Origin of the sequence: Pseudomonas sp. TYF_14, from assembly GCF_043105275.1 — a bacterium.
Taxonomy (GTDB): Bacteria; Pseudomonadota; Gammaproteobacteria; order Pseudomonadales; family Pseudomonadaceae; genus Aquipseudomonas; species Aquipseudomonas alloputida.
Genome location: NZ_JBICLK010000057.1, coordinates 22,743 through 41,102, shown reverse-complemented (window position 1 = coordinate 41,102; position 18,360 = coordinate 22,743). Strand labels below are relative to the sequence as shown.

The 18,360-nt window shown below is 63.2% G+C and carries 16 protein-coding genes; 11 read left to right on the top strand and 5 right to left on the bottom strand.

All coding sequences use genetic code 11. The features are described from left to right. The first annotated feature begins 19 nt into the window (after positions 1-19). The 3 genes from ACF8O8_RS15665 to ACF8O8_RS15655 are packed head-to-tail and all read left to right on the top strand — an operon-like array spanning position 20 to position 2,002. Entirely contained in the window at positions 20-1,330 is a 1,311-nt protein-coding gene (locus tag ACF8O8_RS15665; protein WP_392509978.1) for a DUF1329 domain-containing protein, read from the top strand. Further along, positions 1,330-1,716, top strand: a complete 387-nt coding sequence (locus ACF8O8_RS15660) for a YidH family protein (protein ID WP_020191763.1) — start codon at positions 1,330-1,332, stop codon at positions 1,714-1,716. Before ACF8O8_RS15665 ends, ACF8O8_RS15660 begins: the two co-directional genes overlap by 1 nt. After that, positions 1,709-2,002, top strand: a complete 294-nt coding sequence (locus ACF8O8_RS15655; RefSeq protein WP_392509956.1) for a DUF202 domain-containing protein — start codon at positions 1,709-1,711, stop codon at positions 2,000-2,002. The genes ACF8O8_RS15660 and ACF8O8_RS15655 overlap by 8 nt, the downstream gene beginning before the upstream one ends. A 28-nt stretch (positions 2,003-2,030) precedes the next feature. Here ACF8O8_RS15655 and ACF8O8_RS15650 read toward each other — a convergent pair whose 3' ends face one another. Continuing rightward, a complete protein-coding gene (locus tag ACF8O8_RS15650; RefSeq protein ID WP_392509955.1) occupies positions 2,031-3,992 on the bottom strand; it encodes an alkyl/aryl-sulfatase in 1,962 nt (653 codons plus the stop codon). A gap of 101 nt (positions 3,993-4,093) precedes the next feature. Beyond that, positions 4,094-5,017, bottom strand: coding sequence for a LysR family transcriptional regulator (locus tag ACF8O8_RS15645; RefSeq protein ID WP_010953052.1), 924 nt, complete (start codon positions 5,015-5,017; stop codon positions 4,094-4,096). Positions 5,018-5,101: 84 nt separating this feature from the next. Here ACF8O8_RS15645 and ACF8O8_RS15640 point away from each other — a divergent pair, with 84 nt between their 5' ends. Genes ACF8O8_RS15640 through ACF8O8_RS15620 form a run of 5 tightly spaced genes read left to right on the top strand, consistent with a single transcriptional unit; the run spans position 5,102 to position 10,942 of the window. Then, positions 5,102-6,340, top strand: a complete 1,239-nt coding sequence (locus ACF8O8_RS15640) for a 3-hydroxyacyl-CoA dehydrogenase NAD-binding domain-containing protein (RefSeq protein WP_392509954.1) — start codon at positions 5,102-5,104, stop codon at positions 6,338-6,340. Continuing rightward, complete coding sequence (locus ACF8O8_RS15635; protein WP_392509953.1) at positions 6,337-8,112, top strand: acyl-CoA dehydrogenase C-terminal domain-containing protein; 1,776 nt, start codon at positions 6,337-6,339, stop codon at positions 8,110-8,112. Before ACF8O8_RS15640 ends, ACF8O8_RS15635 begins: the two co-directional genes overlap by 4 nt. 33 nt (positions 8,113-8,145) lie before the next feature. Next, on the top strand, positions 8,146-9,309 hold the full coding sequence (locus ACF8O8_RS15630) for an iron-containing alcohol dehydrogenase (RefSeq protein WP_392509952.1): 1,164 nt from the start codon (positions 8,146-8,148) through the stop codon (positions 9,307-9,309). Further along, on the top strand, positions 9,309-9,761 hold the full coding sequence (locus ACF8O8_RS15625; protein WP_010953056.1) for a thioesterase family protein: 453 nt from the start codon (positions 9,309-9,311) through the stop codon (positions 9,759-9,761). Before ACF8O8_RS15630 ends, ACF8O8_RS15625 begins: the two co-directional genes overlap by 1 nt. Next, positions 9,758-10,942: an acetyl-CoA C-acyltransferase gene (locus tag ACF8O8_RS15620; protein ID WP_010953057.1), complete on the top strand. Its 1,185-nt coding sequence runs from the start codon at positions 9,758-9,760 to the stop codon at positions 10,940-10,942. Before ACF8O8_RS15625 ends, ACF8O8_RS15620 begins: the two co-directional genes overlap by 4 nt. 79 nt (positions 10,943-11,021) lie before the next feature. Here ACF8O8_RS15620 and mtlD read toward each other — a convergent pair whose 3' ends face one another. Further along, positions 11,022-13,145 carry a bifunctional mannitol-1-phosphate dehydrogenase/phosphatase gene (gene mtlD / locus ACF8O8_RS15615; RefSeq protein ID WP_350297553.1) on the bottom strand — a complete coding sequence of 708 codons (2,124 nt, stop codon included), beginning with the start codon at positions 13,143-13,145 and terminating at the stop codon, positions 11,022-11,024. A 396-nt stretch (positions 13,146-13,541) separates the two neighbouring features. Between mtlD and ACF8O8_RS15610 the strand changes: the two genes are divergently transcribed. Further along, positions 13,542-13,838 (top strand): DUF3144 domain-containing protein, encoded by a 297-nt coding sequence (locus tag ACF8O8_RS15610; protein ID WP_004577437.1) that lies wholly within the window; start codon positions 13,542-13,544, stop codon positions 13,836-13,838. 92 nt (positions 13,839-13,930) lie between these two features. Here the strand turns inward: ACF8O8_RS15610 and ACF8O8_RS15605 are convergent, their stop codons facing one another. Together ACF8O8_RS15605 and ACF8O8_RS15600 are read right to left on the bottom strand one after the other, a co-directional pair. Continuing rightward, the gene (locus ACF8O8_RS15605) at positions 13,931-14,635 is read right to left on the bottom strand and encodes an RHS repeat-associated core domain-containing protein (RefSeq protein WP_392509951.1); all 705 of its coding nucleotides are present in this window, start codon (positions 14,633-14,635) and stop codon (positions 13,931-13,933) included. A gap of 153 nt (positions 14,636-14,788) precedes the next feature. Then, positions 14,789-15,682 carry a LysR family transcriptional regulator gene (locus ACF8O8_RS15600; RefSeq protein ID WP_003247268.1) on the bottom strand — a complete coding sequence of 298 codons (894 nt, stop codon included), beginning with the start codon at positions 15,680-15,682 and terminating at the stop codon, positions 14,789-14,791. 147 nt (positions 15,683-15,829) lie between these two features. Here ACF8O8_RS15600 and ACF8O8_RS15595 point away from each other — a divergent pair, with 147 nt between their 5' ends. Further along, the gene (locus ACF8O8_RS15595; RefSeq protein WP_010953059.1) at positions 15,830-16,909 is read left to right on the top strand and encodes a 4-oxalomesaconate tautomerase; all 1,080 of its coding nucleotides are present in this window, start codon (positions 15,830-15,832) and stop codon (positions 16,907-16,909) included. Between the two features lie 71 nt (positions 16,910-16,980). Next, entirely contained in the window at positions 16,981-18,288 is a 1,308-nt protein-coding gene (locus ACF8O8_RS15590; protein ID WP_239607974.1) for a dicarboxylate/amino acid:cation symporter, read from the top strand. Positions 18,289-18,360 lie beyond the last annotated feature (72 nt).

Sequence of the window (18,360 nt, the reverse complement as noted above, 5' to 3'; positions counted from 1 at the left end):
CATGACAATGAAAATGCGCATGGTGATGATTGGCCTGTTCTGGGCGAGTGGCACGCTGGCAGCAGCCGGCCTGCCCGACAACCTGACCCCGGTGGGAGCCGAGCGTGCTGCCAGCCCCGACGGGCGCATACCGGCCTGGCAAGGTGGGTTGAGTACAGCCCAGCAACGCCTGGGCGACAACGGCACGCCGCTGGACCCGTTTGCCGATGAGCAGCCTCTGTACCGGATCACGGCCGCCAACTACCGGCAGTACCGAGGTCAGCTTACCGACGGCCAGGTGGCCTTGCTCAAACGCTTCCCAGCCAGCCTGAGCTTGCCGGTGTATCCCACCCACCGCAGTGTTGCGGTACCCGACGCGGTCGCGGCATCGGCCGCCCGCAACGCCGAGCAGGCGCAGCTGGATGACCAGGGCAACGGTGTGCGCGGTTTCACTGGCGTTATCGCCTTTGCGCAGCCAACCAACGGCCTGGAGGTGATCTGGAACCACCTGACCCGGCATCGCAACGTGAGTTACAGCCTGAGCTCCGACAGCGTCACGCCGCTGAAGAATGGCCGCTTCGTGCTGATGAGCGCGCGTCAGGAAGTGGCCCGGCCCGAAGGTTTGGCCAACCTGGGGGCGGGCAATGTACTTTATTACTTCACCTACCGCATGACGGCGCCCTCGCGGCTTGCCGGCGATGCGATGGTGGTGCATGAGACACTGGACCAGGTCGCCGAACCGCGTTTGTCCTGGGTGTACAGCGCCAGCCAGCGGCGGGTACGACGGGCGCCGAACATCGCCTATGACACCACTGGCCCTGGCACCGCCGGCCTGCGGACCGCCGACAGTCGCGACATGTTCAATGGCGCGCCTGACCGGTATGACTGGAAGCTGCTGGGCAAGCAGACGCTGCACGTGCCCTACAACAGCTACCGCTTGGCATCGCCTGAGCTGCGCTATGCGGACCTGATCAAGCCAGGCCACATCGACCCGGCACCAACCCGCTACGAACTGCACCGGGTATGGGTCGTGGAGGCGACGTTGAAGCCCGGGGCGCAGCATATCTATGCCAAGCGCCGGTTCTACCTGGATGAAGACACCTGGGCCATTCTCGAAACAGACAGCTACGACGCGCGTGGCGAGCTGTGGCGCACCTCACAGGCCCATGGTTTCTTTCACCCCAGCGGCCAGGTGGCGGTCAACGCCATGGAGATCACCTACGACCTCAAGAGCGGCCGCTACCATGCATCGGGCTTGATCAACGAGCAGCGTCGGCCCTTTGCCTTCAATGTGCGCACCAGCCTTTCGTACTTCTCGCCCGGCGCCCTGCGCAGCTTTGGTGTGCGCTGATGGGCGTGCCTGAACCACGGCCTGACTGGTCGCGGCGGCTGTTGGGGCAGGGTGAGGCGCCTGATCCGCGCTTCACGCTGGCCAACGAACGTACCTTCCTGGCCTGGGTCCGGACCGCGCTGGCGCTGCTGGGTGGCGCAATCGCCATCGAAACTTTCGCCGGCCACGTCCTCGAGACACCCCTGCGGCTGTGGCTGGTCGCTGGCCTGATGCTGCTGAGTGCATTGCTGAGCGCTGGCGCCTGCCTGCGCTGGCTGCGGGTAGAGCGGGCATTGCGTCAGCGACGTCCGTTGCCGTTGCCGGCACTGGTGCCCTTGTTGGCGCTGGGCTGCCTGGTCGCTGTACTGCTGGCAGGTCTCGTCCTGTGGCCACGCTGGCATGGGTGATCCGGGCCTGCAGGCAGAACGCACCGAGTTGGCCTGGCGGCGCACTGTGCTGGCGCTGGTGGTGGTGGCGGGGTTGGCCTGTCGTCAGGGCGATGCGTACGTGCTGGCATTGGCGGGCGTGGCCGCGCTGGCGCTGCAGGCCCGCCAAGGGCGGCGTTACGAACGGGGCCTGGCGATGTTGCAGGCCGAACGCGGCCAGCCTGCGCCGTGGGGAGTGCTGGCACTGGGTAGCGTGGTGTGGCTCATGGCATTGGCAGGCTTGTGCCGGTTGGCGAAGGGCGGCTGAGCACAGTGCCGGCGCCGCCCGCTGCCGCTCAGGGCGTGACGATACTGAAGCGCGAATCAGCCTCTTCCAGCCCCCCCATGAATTGCAGGAACTTCACCCGCTCGCCTTTGATTTCGATTGCCCCTGCTGTGGCTTCCTTGAGAAAGCCTGTCTGCTTCAAGGCAATGCTGTCCAGTGTCTGTTTGCGCATGATGACCTCTACATCGGCCTTGGCGTGGCGCGCCAGGTCGCGGTGGGTGAGGACGCCGTTGCGCAGGGTGAGGGCGTAGTCTTCGTCCAGGTCGGAAAACCGCCAGTTGATGGTCAGGTTGCTATCGGCAGCCTTGTAGGCATTCACCCGCACGCCCAGGTAGTCGAAAAACAGGCTGGGTGTCAGGGCCCGCACCATGTCATCGGCGTTGCCGCCGCTACCCGCACCGGCGGCAACGCCTGAGCGCAATTCCTGCGCGCCACTGAGGTAGGCATTGCGCCAGGTGGCGTTCTCACTCTGGTAACCCAGTTGCTCCAGCGCGTCGGCCTGCAGTTCGCGGGCCTCGGTGTTGTCTGGCTCGGCGAATACCAGGTGGTTGACCAATTGCGCCACCCAGCGATAGTCGCCCTCGGCGAAGGCCTGGCGGGCCTGGGTCAGCACCTGATCGGCACCCCCCATCGCCGCCACGTAACGCTTGCCGGCCGCTTGCGGTGGCAATGGGTCGAGGTTGGCCGGGTTGCCGTCGTAGAACCCCATGTAGCGTTGATAGACGGCCCTGACGTTATGGCTGAGCGAGCCGTAGTAGTCGCGGCTGTACCATTTGCTTGCCAGGCGCGGCGGCAGGCTGGCCAGGGTCTGGGCAATTTCCATGGGGGTCTGGCCCTGATTGATCAGGCGCAAGGTCTGGCTGTCGATGAAGGCATACATATCGCGCTGGTCGGCCAGGTAGTCGCGGATGGCCGCACCACCCCAAGTGGGCCAGTGATGCTGGGCGAACACCACCTCGGCCTGCTCGCCGTAGCGCACCAGCGATTGGTCCAGGTAATGGGCCCACACTTTCGGATCGCGCACCAGGGCCCCGCGCAGCGTCAGTACGTTGTGCTGCACATGGGTGGCGTTCTCGGCCATGCACAGTGCCCTGAGCGCCGGGAAATAAATGTTCATTTCCGCCGGCGCCTCGGTGCCCGGGGTCAGCTGGAACTCCACCTCCACGCCGCTCAGGGTCATGCGTTGCAGCGGTTGGCTGATTTCGAGCGTCGGCGCGATGAGGCTGACAGTGGCATTGGCCGGCACGCCCTTGCCCAGTCCGGCATCCACCTGGCCTCGCGACCCACGGGGCAGGGGGGCGCCGTACATGTACTGGGCGCGGCGTTTCATGGCCGGTCCGGCCAGCACGTTTTCGCCGATGGCATGTTCGAAGAACCCCTCGGGCGCGATGACCTGGACTTTGCCAGCCTTGACGTCCGCCTCGTTGATCACCCCGCGCACGCCGCCGAAATGGTCGACGTGCGGGTGGGTGTAGATCACCGTGGTGACCGGCTTGCGCGGACGGTGCTTGAAGTAAAGTTCGAGGCCCGCCTTGGCGGTCTCCACGGCAAGCAGCGGGTCAAGCACAATCAGCCCGTCCTTCCCTTCGACGATGGTCATGTTGGCCAGGTCCAGACCGCGAAGCTGGTAGATGCCCTCGGTGACCTTGAACAGCCCGGCGATGTTGTTCAACTGAGCGATGCGCCACAAGCTCGGGTTTACCGTGGCAGGGAATTGCGCCGGTTCCAGAAAAGCATACTGGGCCAGGTTCCACACGGTCTTGCCATCGGCCGTCGCGACTGGCCCGTCGAACCGCTCGACCAGCCCACGCCGGGCTGTTTCGTAATCGACGCGATCCTCGAAGGGCAACCGTTGCAGCCACTGCTGGTTGCTGGCCTGAGTGGCCGGGGTGGCATCCTTGGCCGCTGTTGCGGCCAGGCTCGGAAGGGGGGCCAGCAGGGCAAGCGCCAGCATCGACAGTGAAAAGCGCATGGGATGTCCTTGTTGTTATTGGGGCAGAACACTCTAGGGGAGGGGCTTGCGCACCAGCCAATACCAGAGCGGCATGGCCGCTATCGCGTTTCCTGATGGCTTCAGGCGGGGGGGAGCGTGAGGATCTGTTCGACCAGCCAGGCCAGGGCGGGGTCGTGCTGACGGTGGCTCAGGTGCACCACTTCCAATTCGAAAGGCTCCAGGGCAAATGGCAGTTCGTGCACCGCCAATGGCAGCAGGTGCGCAAACTGCTGCGCCAGTTGCCGCGGCAGCACCACACACATGTCGGTGGCTGCGGCCAGATGGGCGGCCTGCAGGTAGTTGGGCGTGGTATAGGCGATTTGCCGGGTCAGGCCTTGCTCGGCCAGCCACTGGTCGACCATGCCCCGGGTCTGGCCGCCGTGCACCCAGATGTGCCGCAAGCCCAGGAATGCGTCGAGGTCCAGTGCCTGGCCCGGCGCCAGGTGCGGGTGCTGCTGGCGCAGCGCGATCTGCAGGGTTTCACGGCGCCAGGGGTGGCGGGTGAAGCGCGCCGGCACCTCGTCGAAACGGCCCAGTACCAGGTCGAGGTCGCCCCGGTCCAGCGCCTCGGCCGGCAGGTTGGGGGCCAGGTGCACCACGTCGATGCGCACGTTGGGTGCCAGTAGCTCCAGCCGCGCCAGGAGTGGCGGCATGCACAGCTGTTCGACGAAATCGGTGAGGGCGATGCGCAGCTGGCGATGGCTGCGCTGAGGCTCGAAACCATCGCCGGTGCCCAGCGTCTGCTCGATCTGCTGTAACGCCGCACGTATCGGCCCCTCCAGTGCCAAGGCCCGTGGCGTCGGGCGCATGCGCCGGCCCACGCGGACCAGCAGCGGGTCACCCAGCTGGTCACGCAGGCGCGCCAGGGCATTGCTCACGGTCGGCTGGGTCAGGGCCAGACGCTCGGCTGCCCGGGATACATTCTGTTCACGCAGCAACATGTCGAAGACGCGCAGCAGGTTCAGGTCGAAGTTCGAAATATTCATGCTGAAAATATATGGCATACGAAATGGAAATTTCAAAAATACCTTCGGCCTGCTTAGGGTGATCACAGTCCTCATACCTACAAGAAAGCAGGAGCGTTGCGCGTGAATACTCCCTTCCCGATCAATCAGGTGGCTGTGATAGGTGCAGGCACCATGGGCCGCGGCATCGTCATCAGCCTGGCCAACGCCGGGCTGTCGGTGCTGTGGCTGGACTGCAACGCGGCAGCGCTCGAAGCCGGGCTGGGCATGGTCAGCCAGGCCTGGGCCCAGCAGGTGGACAAGCAGCGCATCACCCAGGCCCAGGCCGACGCCTGCCTGGCGCGTGTGCAGGCAGTGGACGGCTATCCGGCGTTGGCGGAGGCCGACCTGGTGATTGAAGCGGTGTATGAAAACCTGGCGCTCAAGCAGGAAATCTTCCGTGCACTGGATGCACACCTCAAGCCACGGGCGATCCTGGCCAGCAACACCTCGGCGCTGGACATCGACGCGATTGCCGCCGTCACCCAGCGGCCGTCCCAGGTCCTGGGGCTGCATTTCTTCAGCCCTGCGCATGTCATGAAGCTGCTCGAAATCGTGCGTGGGACGCACACCGATCAGAAGGTGCTCGATGCCGCCAAAGCGCTGGGCGAGCGCATGGGCAAGGTGGCGATCGTGGCAGGCAACTGCCCTGGTTTCATTGGCAATCGCATGTTGCGCAGCTATGTGGGCGAAGCGCGCAAGTTGCTGCTTGAAGGGGCGTTGCCTCACCAGGTGGATGCGGTACTGCAGCAGTTCGGCTTCGCCATGGGGCCGTTCCGCATGTACGACGTGGTGGGCATCGACCTGGAGTGGCGCGCCCGGCAGTTGGCCGGGCAAGGCATGCACGACCCGCTGGTGCAGGTCGATAATGCGCTGTGCGAGCTCGGCCGCCTTGGGCAGAAGACCGGGCAGGGCTATTACCGCTATGCCCCCGGCAGCCGGCAGGCCGAGCATGACCCGCAGGTCGACGCGTTGGTGCTGCAGGTGTCCCAGAACCTTGGCTACCGACGTCGGGGCATCAGTGCCGAGGAAATCCTCGAACGTTGCCTGCTGGCACTGGTCAACGAAGGGGCGAAGGTTCTCCAGGAAGGTATCGCCGCCAGCAGCAGCGACATCGACCGGGTCTGGCTCCACGGCTATGGCTTCCCGGCTGCCACTGGCGGGCCCATGCGCTGGGCTGACGAGCAGGGGGCGCCGTTTATCCTGGCCCGGCTGGAATACCTACAGGGCGTGCTTGGCGAGCATTGGCGCCCGGCAGGGCTGCTCTACTCACTCGTGGCCGGTGGCAAGCGTTTCGAGCCGCGTGGGGAGGTTCAGGCATGAACTACCAGGCGCCCCTTCGCGACATGCGTTTCGTGCTGCATGAACTGTTCGACCTGAGCGGACATTGCCAGCAACTCGGTATCGAACTGGATCGCGACACCCTCGACGGCATCCTTGAGGAGGCCGCACGCTTCACTGGCCAAATCATCGCACCGCTCAATCGCAACAGTGACGAACAGGGCTGTCAGTGGGTGGGCGGTGAGGTCACCACCCCGGACGGCATGCGGGACGCCTATCGGCAATACGTCGAACATGGCTGGGCCAGCATGACCGGGCCGCAGGCCTATGGTGGGCAGGGTCTGCCGCAGATGGCATCGGCCAGCTTCCATGAAATGCTGATGGCGGCGTCGTTGTCGTTCCGCATCTACTCCGGCCTGACCGAGGGCGCGGTCCTGGCGTTGCATCGCCATGGCAGCGAGCCACTCAAGCAGGCCTACCTGAGCCGTATGGTCAGTGGCGAGTGGGCCGGCACCATGTGCCTGACCGAGCCGCAGGCCGGCACCGACCTGGCGTTGCTGCGTACCCGCGCCCATCCGGAAGCGGACGGCAGCTACCGCATTACCGGCAGCAAGATATTCATCAGTGGTGGCGAGCAGGACCTGACCGACAACATTGTTCATCTGGTACTCGCGCGCCTGCCTGATGCGCCGGCCGGTGTCAGGGGCATCAGCCTGTTCCTGGTGCCCAAGCTGCTGCCCGGTGGCGAGCGCAATGCGCTGTGCTGCGGGGCGCTGGAGCACAAGATGGGCATCAAGGGGGCCTCGACCTGCGTGATGAACTTCGACGGTGCCCAGGGCTGGCTGGTGGGGGAGGCCAACCAGGGCCTGGCCTGCATGTTCACCATGATGAACGATGCCCGCTTCCAGGTCGGCCTGCAGGGGCTTGGTATTGCCGAGGCCGCTTTTCAGGGAGGGCTGGCCTACGCCCGGGAGCGTCTGCAGTCGCGCTCGCTTGCCGGGCCGGTGGCAGCGGAAAAGCCTGCCGATCCGATCATCGTCCATCCAGACGTGCGGCGTATGCTGCTGACCCAGAAGTCCCTTACCGAGGGCTGTCGCATGCTGGGCATCTACACCGCTCGGCAACTGGACCTGGAGCATGCTGCGAAAAGTGCACCGGCGCGCCAGGCCGCAGCTCGGCGGGCGGCGTTGCTGATCCCTATCGTCAAGGCGTTCTTCACCGACGTCGGTCAGGAAGTCGCAAGTCTTGGGGTGCAGGTGTACGGCGGTCACGGCTACATCCGCGAGTGGGGCATGGAGCAGTTGATGCGCGATAGCCGCATCACCCAGCTTTATGAAGGCACCAACGGCATACAGGCCCTCGACCTGATACGACGCAAGGTCCTCGGGGACGGCGGGGCCGAGCTCAATCTGCTGATCGACGAAATGGCGTTGCACGTCAGGGCTGCCAATGCGCTCGACGGCCTGCAGTCCATGGCGACGGCTGTGGGTCAACGTTTGGAGGAGTGGCGCGCCTTGTCCGCCCACGTGGTCGAGGCCTGTGAACGTGACCCTCAGGAGTCAGGGGCAGTGTCGGTTGATTTTCTTGCCTACTCGGCCTACGTGCTGTTGGCGGCGATGTGGTTGCAAGCGGCTGTGTGCGCTCAAGCAACGCTTGTCGCCGGCAGCGCGGAAACAGCCTTCTACAGGGCCAAGCTTGACGCCGCAACGTTCTACTGGCGGCGGCTCCTGCCCCGCGCCACTGCTCACCGCGAGGCCCTGCTGGGTGGCGCAGATTGCCTGATGGCGCTACCGGCGAGCGATTTCGCGTTCTAGCGCACGGCAAACCACACGAACAAGGAGAGTGCGATGCAGCCTTTCAGCTTTGCCACCACTGCGCAGATCCTCTGCGAACCCGGCGCGGTGCAGCGCCTTGCAGGTCTGTGCCGCGAGCGCGGTGCCAAGCGTGTTTTGATTATCAGTGACCCGGGTATCGCCCGCCTTGGCATGCTCGATGACCTGCTGCCGGGGTTCACGGCAGCCAAGGTCGGTGTGGCGATCTTCAGTGAGGTTAGGGCCGACCCCAGCGAGGCATGCGTGCTGGCGGCCGCCCAGCGCGCCCGGCATATCGGCGCCGACCTGGTGGTGGGGTTCGGCGGCGGCAGCTCGATGGATGTGGCCAAGCTGGTTGCGCTGCTGGCCCACCGCGATTGTTCGCAGCCCATCGCCGAGCTGTACGGCATCGACAGGGCCAAGGGCCGCCGGCTGCCGTTGATCCAGGTGCCCACCACGGCAGGTACCGGTTCGGAGGTGACGCCGATCGCCATCGTCACCACCGGCGCCACCACCAAGATGGGCATTGTTTCGCCGCTGCTGTTGCCAGACCTGGCAGTGCTCGACGCCGTCTGCACCCTCGGCCTGCCATCGGCGGTGACTGCTGCTACCGGTATCGATGCCATGGTGCATGCCATCGAAGCCTATACCAGCCGCCTCAAACGTAACCCGCTGTCCAGCCTGCTGGCCCGTGAGGCGCTGCGGCTGCTGGCGGATAACCTTGACCAGGCTGTGCACAACGGCGGCAACCTGCAGGCCCGCCAGGCCATGCTGCTGGGGGCTTGCCTGGCCGGCCAGGCCTTTGCCAATGCACCGGTGGCGGCGGTGCATGCCCTGGCCTATCCGCTGGGTGGGCACTTTCATGTTCCCCATGGCCTGGCCAACGCGCTGGTGTTGCCGCATGTGCTGCGCTTCAACCTGCCGGTGGCGGCAGTGGACTACGCCGAATTGGCCGTGCCGCTGTTGGGGGCCCGTTTGCAGCCCGGTGATCAGCGCCAGCAGGCAGAACAATTCGTGGCCGAGCTGGCCGCGCTGAGCAGCCGCTGCGGGTTACCTGACCGCCTGCGCGACGCCGATGTACCGCGTCATCGGCTTGGCCAGCTGGCCGAAGACGCGATGCAACAGCAGCGCCTTTTGGTCAATAACCCGCGTGAAGTCACCCAGGCCGATGCGTTGGCCATCTATGAGGCAGCCTACTGATGAACCACCTCCGGCGACGTGAACACTATCGGCACTACACGCCCATAACCACTCGGTGGCACGACAACGATGTCTATGGCCACGTGAACAACGTGGTCTATTACAGCTTTTTCGACAGCGCCGTGAACCGCCTGCTGGTGCGGGAGGGCGGGTTGGATATCGACCAGGGGAGGGTGATCGCGCTGGTGGTCAGCTCCGCCTGCGACTACCAGGCGCCGGTGGCCTTCCCGCATGACATCGAAGTGGGCCTTGCGGTGAGCCGGTTGGGCAACACCTCGGTGCACTATCAGTTGGCGGTGTTCCTCTCCGGCCAGCCACTGGCCTGTGCCACCGGCCGCTTCGTCCATGTATTCGTCGACCGCGAAGGGCGGCGTCCGGTGCCGGTGCCTGACTGCCTACGGCATGTGTTGAGCGAACTGCAGCCCCTATCCTCTGAGGAACAGCCATCATGAAAGATGCCGTGATCGTCGCCACTGCTCGCACCCCTATCGGCAAAGCCATGCGTGGCGCCTTCAACGACCTGAAAACCCCCAGCATGACGGCTGTCGCTATCCGCGCCGCAGTAGAACGTGCTGGCATCGAACCGGCGCAGGTCGATGACCTGGTGCTGGGGACTGCCATGCAGAGCGGCACTGCCGCGATCAACCCGGGTCGGCTGTCGGCGCTGGCCGCCGGCCTGCCCCAATCGGTCAGCGGTCAGACCGTCGACCGCCAGTGTGCTTCAGGCCTGATGGCCATTGCCACGGCGGCGAAGCAGATCATGGTTGATGGCATGCAGGTGACCATTGGCGCAGGTCAGGAGCAGATCAGCCTGGTGCAGCAGGTGCACAACCAGCTGGCCAGTGAGGCTTATGACCCCGCGGTATTGCGCATGAGCGAGCATGCCTACATGCCGATGCTGCAAACGGCCGAACGGGTGGCCCGGCGTTATGGCATAAGCCGCGAAGCACAGGATGTCTACGCCCTGCAGTCTCAGCAGCGCACGGCGGCGGCGCAGGCGGCGGGGTTGTTCGCCGCTGAAATCGTGCCGGTGATCGCACGCAAGAAGGTGGTGGACAAGCTGACAGGTGTCGTCAGCCATGAAGAGGTGCGCCTGACCCAGGACGAAGGGAACCGGCCGGCGACGACCCTGGCCGATCTGCAGGGGCTCAAGCCCGTGGTCGAAGGCGGTTGTGTCACGGCCGGCAATGCCAGTCAGCTGTCCGATGGCGCCAGTGCCTGCGTGCTGATGGAAGGTGCGCTGGCGGCGCGCTCGGGCATCGCGGCCCTGGGGCTTTACCGCGGTATCGCCGTGGCTGGCCTGGCCCCCGAGGAAATGGGCATCGGCCCGGTGTTGGCGGTGCCCAAGCTACTGCGCCAGCAGGGCCTGACGGTAGACGATATCGGGCTATGGGAGCTGAATGAGGCGTTTGCCTGCCAGGTGCTGTATTGCGCCCAGCAGTTGCAGATCGACCCGGCGAAACTGAACGTCAACGGCGGCGCCATTGCTATCGGCCACCCCTATGGCATGAGCGGCGCGCGGATGGTCGGCCATGCCTTGCTGGAGGGCAAGCGACGTAAGGTGAAGTACGTGGTCGTGACGATGTGCGTGGGCGGCGGCATGGGCGCAGCGGGCCTGTTCGAAGTGCTTTAGGCCGGTACCCAAGGCCAGCCCATGGCGCTGACCGGGACGCAGGCGCAACTCGCGCCCACAGTGTCCCGGCCAGGGCTGGTTATGAGCCTACAGCAACCGCGTGACGCGGAGCCGGCTGTGGCAATTGGCGGAAGCCTTCACGGATGGCAGCGATCAGTTCCGCGTCCTTGACGGGGCACAACCCGGGGAAAGGTTTGTTGGCATGGGTGAGCACGGCTTCGACGCTTTCCTGGTTATCCAGGTAAACCTGCCTGATTGCCTGGCTTTCCAGGTCCTTGCTGTTGCTGCAGTTCAGGGCGTGGTGAATGGCGAGCCCGGCGCCAAACGCCAGGGCCGGGGTTGCAATACCGTGCTTGCGGGCAAGGTCGATGCTGCTGAGGATGCGTTCGTTGCGTTGCAGCTTGCGCAAGGGGTCGCGGCCTACCCGGGCGCAGGGGTCTTTGAACGAGGTTTTGCAGCGCTCGAGAAATGCCTCGGCAAAGCGGCTGACCACCTCGGCCATCTGTGGGTATTCGGCCACCAGTGCGGGCGCGACCTCCTGGCGAATCAGGCGCTCGGCCAGTTCACTCACCCGCGCATCGCCCATGCCCTGGCCGACCCAGGCATGGCCCAGCAGGCTGGCGTACCAGGCCACGATGGCATGCGGGCCGTTCCACAGTCGGTTCTTGATGATCTGGATCTGGGCAATGTCTGGCACTGTCTTCACCTGGCGCAGGCGTTCGAGCAGATCGCTGCCGCGCTCCGCGTAAAGCGGCATGTCGGCTTCACTGTTGAACAGCACCAGATGCAGCTGGCTCATGGCGCTGCTGGGCTGTGCAAAAGGCCTGAAGTGGCCGATCAGCCGTTCGTACTCCGGTAGCGGCGCTGAAGGTTTGCGCGTGCTTGCGGGCTCGTCTTCCAGGCTGTTCTGGAACATCTGCGACTTGATGCGCAGCTGCCGTACCAGCGCGTCATTGCCCAGTTTGGACACGATGCGGCTGACCACCGTTTCGGCGAAATGGGTCTTCTGCAAAACCTGCTCGCTGATCGCAGGCGGGCACAGTAGCGACAACTCGGCTTGCACATGACGCCGCACGAACGCTGCACCGCCAACCTTGTTCAGCACGATCAGCAGGGTCAGCTCGCGGCCTCGGCGCTCGAAGCGTTGCAGCAGGCCTTGGGCGATCACCCTGGCCTGGCTTCTGATGGCCTGCTCGGGCAGGCTCAGGCCGATGATTTCGGCAGTGGTGTACATGCCGATCACGGCGTCGTCATCGTCCATGTCGATCATGCGCACGTTGTCGATGGTCTGGTCGAACGATGTGGCACCGTAGCGCACGCTGTAGCGGCCGAAGGCGCTGACGCTTTCGCGCAGCATGCGCGAGCGGGTTGCGGCAATGATTTCACGCGGTCGGGTGTAGCCGTCCCAATGGGAAAATACCTGCGTCAGGTAACCGCCGCCGATGGCGCCGAAACCATGAATGCCCACGCTGAACTGGTTCATCGAGGCCGGGAACGGCTCGCTCAATGCAGGCATGCCCAGGTCGGGTACGCACTCGCTCAGGTCGGCGAGAAATTCATGCATGCTGCGGTAGGCTTTGAGCGCGCCTGCCTTGATTTCCGGCGCAGGCGGCTTGATGTCCTCGATCAGGATCGCCTGCCCTTCGGCGCGCATCGCTGACAGCATGCCGTTTTCCGAGTCCTCGACCATGAAGCACTGGCCTGGCTCGCAATTGAGCGCGCGGGCGGCTTTCAGGAAAATCTCGGGGTGGGGTTTGCCTTGGCCCACTTCATCGCCACAAACGGTGATGTCGAAGTACTTCAGCACGTTGGCGTTGATCAGGTATTCCTCGGCGATGGCACGGCGGCTGGACGTGGCCACCGCCATGGTCAGGCCTGATTTGCGCAGGCGCTCCAGCACCTCCAGCAGGCCGGCCTTGATCGGTACGCCGTGATTGCGCACATACTCCAGTTCAAGTTCATCCGCGCGTTGGCGGATTTGTGCGTAAGGGAAGTCTTCGCCGTTATGCGCCTTGGCGAGGGCTTCGGCCTTTTTTGCGCTCAGGCCCAGCGAGCCAATCAGGGTCTGCTCGCTCAGCGCTTTGCCGAAGATTTCCAGAGAAGCTTGCTTGAGTGTCCTGAAGCGCAGGCGCTCGGTGTCGAAGAGGGTGCCATCCATATCGAAGATGGCGCTGAAAATCTGTTTACCGTGAAAGAAAAGCATTGGCTGTTGCCCCTTGTCGTTGCGTCAGGCATCTCGCCTGCAACAGGCGAGAACGGTGTGTGAGCTGCAGTGGGGGCAGTCAGGTCGGGGGCACACGTTCGACAGGGGGACGCTCAGGAGTGACGCAGAGGTAAGGCGGGGCGGAGCGGGGCGTGCAGAGGAGGTTGGCAACCGTTGAGGCGAGGCGGGTGGCGCGTTTGGCCTTGAGGTCACGCCCACTGGCTGCAGTCGGTTTCGCAGGCAGTGGGCGCAAATAGCGATGGATACGTGTGATTCCAAGCATGAGGTGCTTTGCTTCCTTTTCGTCATGGGTGATCCTTTTTCAGCCTTGCACGTATGCGCCGCGACATGCAAGGCTTGGCCTCCCGCTCGCATTACGCAACAAGGTGAACCCCAATGACCCAAGCTACCGACCAGGCCTTTTACGATCGTGCCGATGCGCACATCGAACTGGCGAACCAGCAGATCGAAAAGTTCGAGGACCTGGGCAAGGTAAGCGCCTCGCTGACCTTCGGTGCCGCGCGCTTCAGCGCCTGGATGAGCGCCCGCAGCTTCAAGAGCGGCGCGGAGCTGGGTGCGGCACGGGAAGAGATTCTGAAGTACTTCTGCGATCAGTACCGGATGATGCTCGAGGACAACCTCGATGAGCATATCGAGCATTTTGACCGGTACATGCTGGGTAAGAACGACTAGGTTCTGTGCAAGATCTCGAAAGTTTCATCCAATGAACCGCGTAAATTATCGCCGCATGATGCCAATTTGATGCGTTACTTTTGCTTTGTGCCTTATGGAGCTCCACGTAGAGCGGGAACCAATGATTCAGCGGATTCGCTCTGTTGTGGCTGCGCAGGGGCGGCGCTTATGAACCATTTACGACGGTAGGTAACCCTTTCAAAACCATACTTTTTAAAGTGGGCATCAGTACGGTCATGGTTTCTGTTGCGACCGTCATCCAGCCATAGGTCGATTCTTAAATCATCTTTCTTGAAAACAGTCTTGCCCGCAAGATCATCGCGCAGGACAGGGTGGGGAAGAGCGTCGTATGTCCCGTTTTTGCCTTTTTCCTTTATCAAGAAGTGATTGTAGGTCCCATCTTCCTGCTTCTTGTACACTGATAAGCTTTTTCCCCAGGTTTTTAAAAATGGTTTGAGTGGCTCCTTAGGTATCCCATGTTGTTTCAGAAATTGAGTAAGACCTGTTCTACGCCAAGGCATCAGTAACTTAATGATGCTTGTCCGACCTGATGGGTCAAACCTGTTTACCGGATCGCCCAGGCAATAACAGTATGTATTTACTCCACCCTGCCCAAACGGGCTCAACGCGTCTGGACTGAGGAATCGCATCAAGGCAGGACTATAGTAGCGATGTCCCTGGCCAAGACTATACGATTGTAAAATCTCGTCTTTCCACTCGCCATTGTACCCTAGGCACGCGTCTGGCCGGGCCCACAGTTCCCCGTAAGCTGTATACGACAGCGGCTGTTTCTTCATTCGCCTCTCGTCGACAAATATTCGGTAATTGAAGTGTTCACCTGCGTGTTTCATGTCAGAATGCTTCCAAACAGTGCGCCTGCACATAACCTGCTGCAGACCGCCTTTATTAGCAACTGGCAGTTTTACTAGGTTTTGTGCGCGCCGATGTCTTCAGCGATTTGGCCATTTCTGCAGCAGGATCGAAACGAATTTTTCCGCAGCCGGCGACAGCGATGCGCCGCGCCGGTACACCAGCCCTAGCGTGCGGGTGACTTGCGGCTCGATCAACGGCACGCTCACCAGCGTGGGGTGGTCGGCATTGGGCATGGCCAGGCTGGGCATGGCCGACACGCCCAGCCCGGCCTCGACCATGCCCAGCGACGTGGACAGGTGTTGCACTTCGTAGAACCACTTGGGCCGCAGGTTGAGCCCGGACAACGCATGGTCCAGCAGCATGCGGTTGCCACTTAGGCGGCCGACGCCGATCAGGCGGTAATCAGCCAGCTCTGTCCAGGTAACGGAGGCGCGATTCGCCAGTGGGTGGTCACGCCGGCAGGCCAGTACAAAGTGCTCCTGCACCAGCGAGACAAACTCGATGTCCGGGTGCTGGCCACTCATCATGTTGATGCCGAAGTCGGCCTCGCCGCGCAGCACGGCTTCGAGCCCGTCGTTGGCGCTAAGGTCCAGCAGGCGAATGCGGATTTTCGGGTATTGCTCGTTGTAATCGCGGATCACCGACGGCAGGAAGTAGAACGCCGCGGTAGGAATGCAGGCGAGGGTAACCTGACCGGTCTGGCGCTCGGCCAGCTCGCGGATGCTGAGGATCGAGTCTTCAAAATCATCCAGCAGGCGCCTGGCCTTGGGCAGGAAGTCGCGGCCCACGCTGGTCAGGCTGACCCGGCGAGTGGTGCGTTCCAGCAGCGAGGTGCCCAGACCTTCCTCCAGTTTCTTGATCCGCCGGCTCAGGGCCGGCTGGGACAGGTGAAGCGCTTCTGCGGCCTCATGGAAACTGCCAAGTTCGGCGATTTTCACGAAAGATCTGATGTCTTGCAGCTCATATTCCATAAGAAAACCTTCGACTGGCCTGGCGCGTTATTTATGTTTGAATCGCAATAATAGCTACGATATTTGCATTGGATTGATTTATCCATCCCTGTCACTCTTTTGCTCACAGCATCAATGATGTCCATTGATCAACAAGAGTGCGAAATCATGCAACGAATTCCTTGCGTACTCATGCGCGGCGGTACCTCCAAAGGGCCGTTCTTCCACGCCTGGGACCTGCCTGCCAATGTGGTCGAGCGCGACGAGTTGCTGATCAACCTCATGGGCTCTGGCCATGAGCTGGAAATCGACGGCATCGGTGGCGGCAGCCCGCAGACCAGCAAGGTGGCGATCATCAGCCCGTCATTGCACGCCGACGCCGACGTCGACTACCTGTTCGTGCAGGTGATGGTCGCACAGCGCCGGGTCGATACGGCCCCCAACTGCGGCAACATGCTGTGTGCGGTTGGGCCATTCGCCATCGAACAGGGGTTGGTAAAAGGCCAGGAAGGCAAGACCTTGGTGCGCATCCGTAACCTCAACACTGGCACCTTCGTCAATTCGTTGGTCGAAACGCCCGGCGGTATCGTGCGCTACGAAGGCCGTACGGCGATCGATGGGGTGCCGGGCACTGCCGCCCCGGTGCACCTGACCTTCCTCGACGCGGTCGGCAGCAAGACCGGCAAGCTGTTCCCCACGGGCAAGGCCCAGGACGTGATTGATGGCGTGCCGGTGACTTGCATCGACATGGCCATGCCGATGATGGTGGTGGAGGCCAGCCAGTTGGGTGTCAGCGGCTCGGAAACCCCGGCTCAGCTGGACGCCAACAGCGCGCTGCTCGAACGCCTGGAAGCGTTGCGGCTGAAGGCCGGAAAGGCCATGGGCCTGGGCGATGTCAGTGGCATGGTCATCCCCAAGCCAGTGCTGGTGTCCAAGCCGCGCTACGACGGCACGCTGCAGGTTCGCTATTTCATGCCGCACAACTGCCATCGTGCCTTGGCGATCACTGGAGCGGTGGGGCTGGCGACTGCCTGCGTCAGCCCTGGCACCGTGATTGCCGACCTGTTGGGCGAAGGCGCGCAGCAACTGGCCCAGGTCCGCCTGGAGCACCCAAGTGGCGGCATCGATGTTGCGCTGACGCGCAGCGGTGCCGAGGGCCAGACGATCCAGGCTTCGGTGGTGCGAACCGCCCGGCGGCTCTTCTCAGGGTTCGTCTACGCCCCTACATTCCGCAGGTTGGCCGGGTAGTTCCAGGCACCAATCCAGACCTGCACATTCGTAACAAGCGCATCCGCACAATTTCAACAATGGGTGATGCCATGAGACTCGCCAAATCGCTGTATTTCCAGATTCTCTGCGCCGTCCTGCTGGGCGTGGTGGTCGGACACTTCTGGGCGCAACAGGCCGTGGCCCTCAAGCCGCTGGGTGATGCGTTCATCAAGCTGATCAAGATGATGATCGCGCCGGTGGTGTTCTGCACCATCGTCACCGGCATCGCCGGCATGACCGACAAGCGTTCCCTGGGGCGCTTGATGAGCAAGACCCTGCTGCTGTTCCTGGGCCTGACGGTGGTCAGCCTGGTGATCGGACTGGCGGCGGTTTACCTGTTCAAGCCAGGTGCCGGCATGAACATCGATCCTGCTACCTTGAGCACAGCGGGCCTGAGCCAGTACACCGCGTCGGCCGCCAAGCTGAGCGTGGTGGACTTCTTCATGCACATCATCCCGGACACCTTCATCGGTGCCTTCAACAAGGGTGAGGTCTTGCCGGTGCTGTTCATCGCCGTACTCAGCGGTTTCGCCCTCTCGTCGATGGGCGAAAAGGGCAAGCCGGTACTGGATGTGCTGGAGTCGGCCTCGACCATGGTGTTCCGCATCTTCGGCTACCTGATGCGCTTTGCCCCGGTCGGCGCTTTCGGCGCACTGGCATTCACCGTGGGCCAGTACGGGATTACGTCCCTTGGTGCGCTGGCCAAGCTGGTGGGGACGTTGTACATCGCCTGCGCCTTCTTCGTGCTGGTGGTGCTCGGTGGCATCTGCCGCGCCCATGGCTTCAGCCTGTGGAAGTTGCTGCGCTATTTCCGCGAAGAGTTCCTCGTGGTGCTGGGTACTTCCTCCACCGAGCCGGTGCTGCCGCGCATGCTCGAGAAACTCGAGAAGCTTGGGTGCAAGAAAGGCGTGGTTGGCCTGGTGCTGCCCACTGGCTACTCGTTCAACCTGGACGGTACTGCCATCTATCTGTCGTTGGCAGCCGTGTTCATCGCGCAGGCCTGCAACATCGACCTGAGCCTGGGCCAGGTGGTCACCATGCTGGCGATCATGCTGCTGTCCTCCAAGGGCGCGGCAGGTGTCACCGGCAGCGGTTTCGTGGCCTTGGCCTCGACCCTTACCGTGATCCACGACATACCCCTGGCCGGCCTGGCCCTGTTGATCGGGGTCGACCGCTTCATGTCGGAAGCCCGTGCGCTGACGAGTCTTGCCAGCAACGCAGTGGCGACGGTGGTGGTTTCGTTGTCGGAGAACGCCTGTGACCGCCAGACGCTGCACAGCCGTCTGAACGGCGAGCCGGTGGTCACCCCCGTCGCTGAAACAGCCGACTGGGTCGCCGAACCACACCGCCACGGCTGAGCCCCGACACCCTCAAGCTTTTTGCAGGCCCCCACCAGGCGTTGCCGGGTGGGGGTCAGGGGGCCGTCTGCG

Coding starts and splice junctions, on each gene's coding strand:
- ACF8O8_RS15645 (WP_010953052.1), bottom strand. CDS start 5,017: ATGCCATATATTTTCAGCATGAATATTTCGAACTTCGACCTGAACCTG.
- ACF8O8_RS15630 (WP_392509952.1), top strand. CDS start 8,146: ATGCAGCCTTTCAGCTTTGCCACCACTGCGCAGATCCTCTGCGAACCC.
- ACF8O8_RS15655 (WP_392509956.1), top strand. CDS start 1,709: ATGGGTGATCCGGGCCTGCAGGCAGAACGCACCGAGTTGGCCTGGCGG.
- ACF8O8_RS15590 (WP_239607974.1), top strand. CDS start 16,981: ATGAGACTCGCCAAATCGCTGTATTTCCAGATTCTCTGCGCCGTCCTG.
- ACF8O8_RS15635 (WP_392509953.1), top strand. CDS start 6,337: ATGAACTACCAGGCGCCCCTTCGCGACATGCGTTTCGTGCTGCATGAA.
- ACF8O8_RS15610 (WP_004577437.1), top strand. CDS start 13,542: ATGACCCAAGCTACCGACCAGGCCTTTTACGATCGTGCCGATGCGCAC.
- ACF8O8_RS15665 (WP_392509978.1), top strand. CDS start 20: ATGGTGATGATTGGCCTGTTCTGGGCGAGTGGCACGCTGGCAGCAGCC.
- ACF8O8_RS15660 (WP_020191763.1), top strand. CDS start 1,330: ATGGGCGTGCCTGAACCACGGCCTGACTGGTCGCGGCGGCTGTTGGGG.
- ACF8O8_RS15625 (WP_010953056.1), top strand. CDS start 9,309: ATGAACCACCTCCGGCGACGTGAACACTATCGGCACTACACGCCCATA.
- ACF8O8_RS15605 (WP_392509951.1), bottom strand. CDS start 14,635: ATGAAGAAACAGCCGCTGTCGTATACAGCTTACGGGGAACTGTGGGCC.
- ACF8O8_RS15620 (WP_010953057.1), top strand. CDS start 9,758: ATGAAAGATGCCGTGATCGTCGCCACTGCTCGCACCCCTATCGGCAAA.
- ACF8O8_RS15595 (WP_010953059.1), top strand. CDS start 15,830: ATGCAACGAATTCCTTGCGTACTCATGCGCGGCGGTACCTCCAAAGGG.
- ACF8O8_RS15650 (WP_392509955.1), bottom strand. CDS start 3,992: ATGCGCTTTTCACTGTCGATGCTGGCGCTTGCCCTGCTGGCCCCCCTT.
- mtlD (WP_350297553.1), bottom strand. CDS start 13,145: ATGCTTTTCTTTCACGGTAAACAGATTTTCAGCGCCATCTTCGATATG.
- ACF8O8_RS15600 (WP_003247268.1), bottom strand. CDS start 15,682: ATGGAATATGAGCTGCAAGACATCAGATCTTTCGTGAAAATCGCCGAA.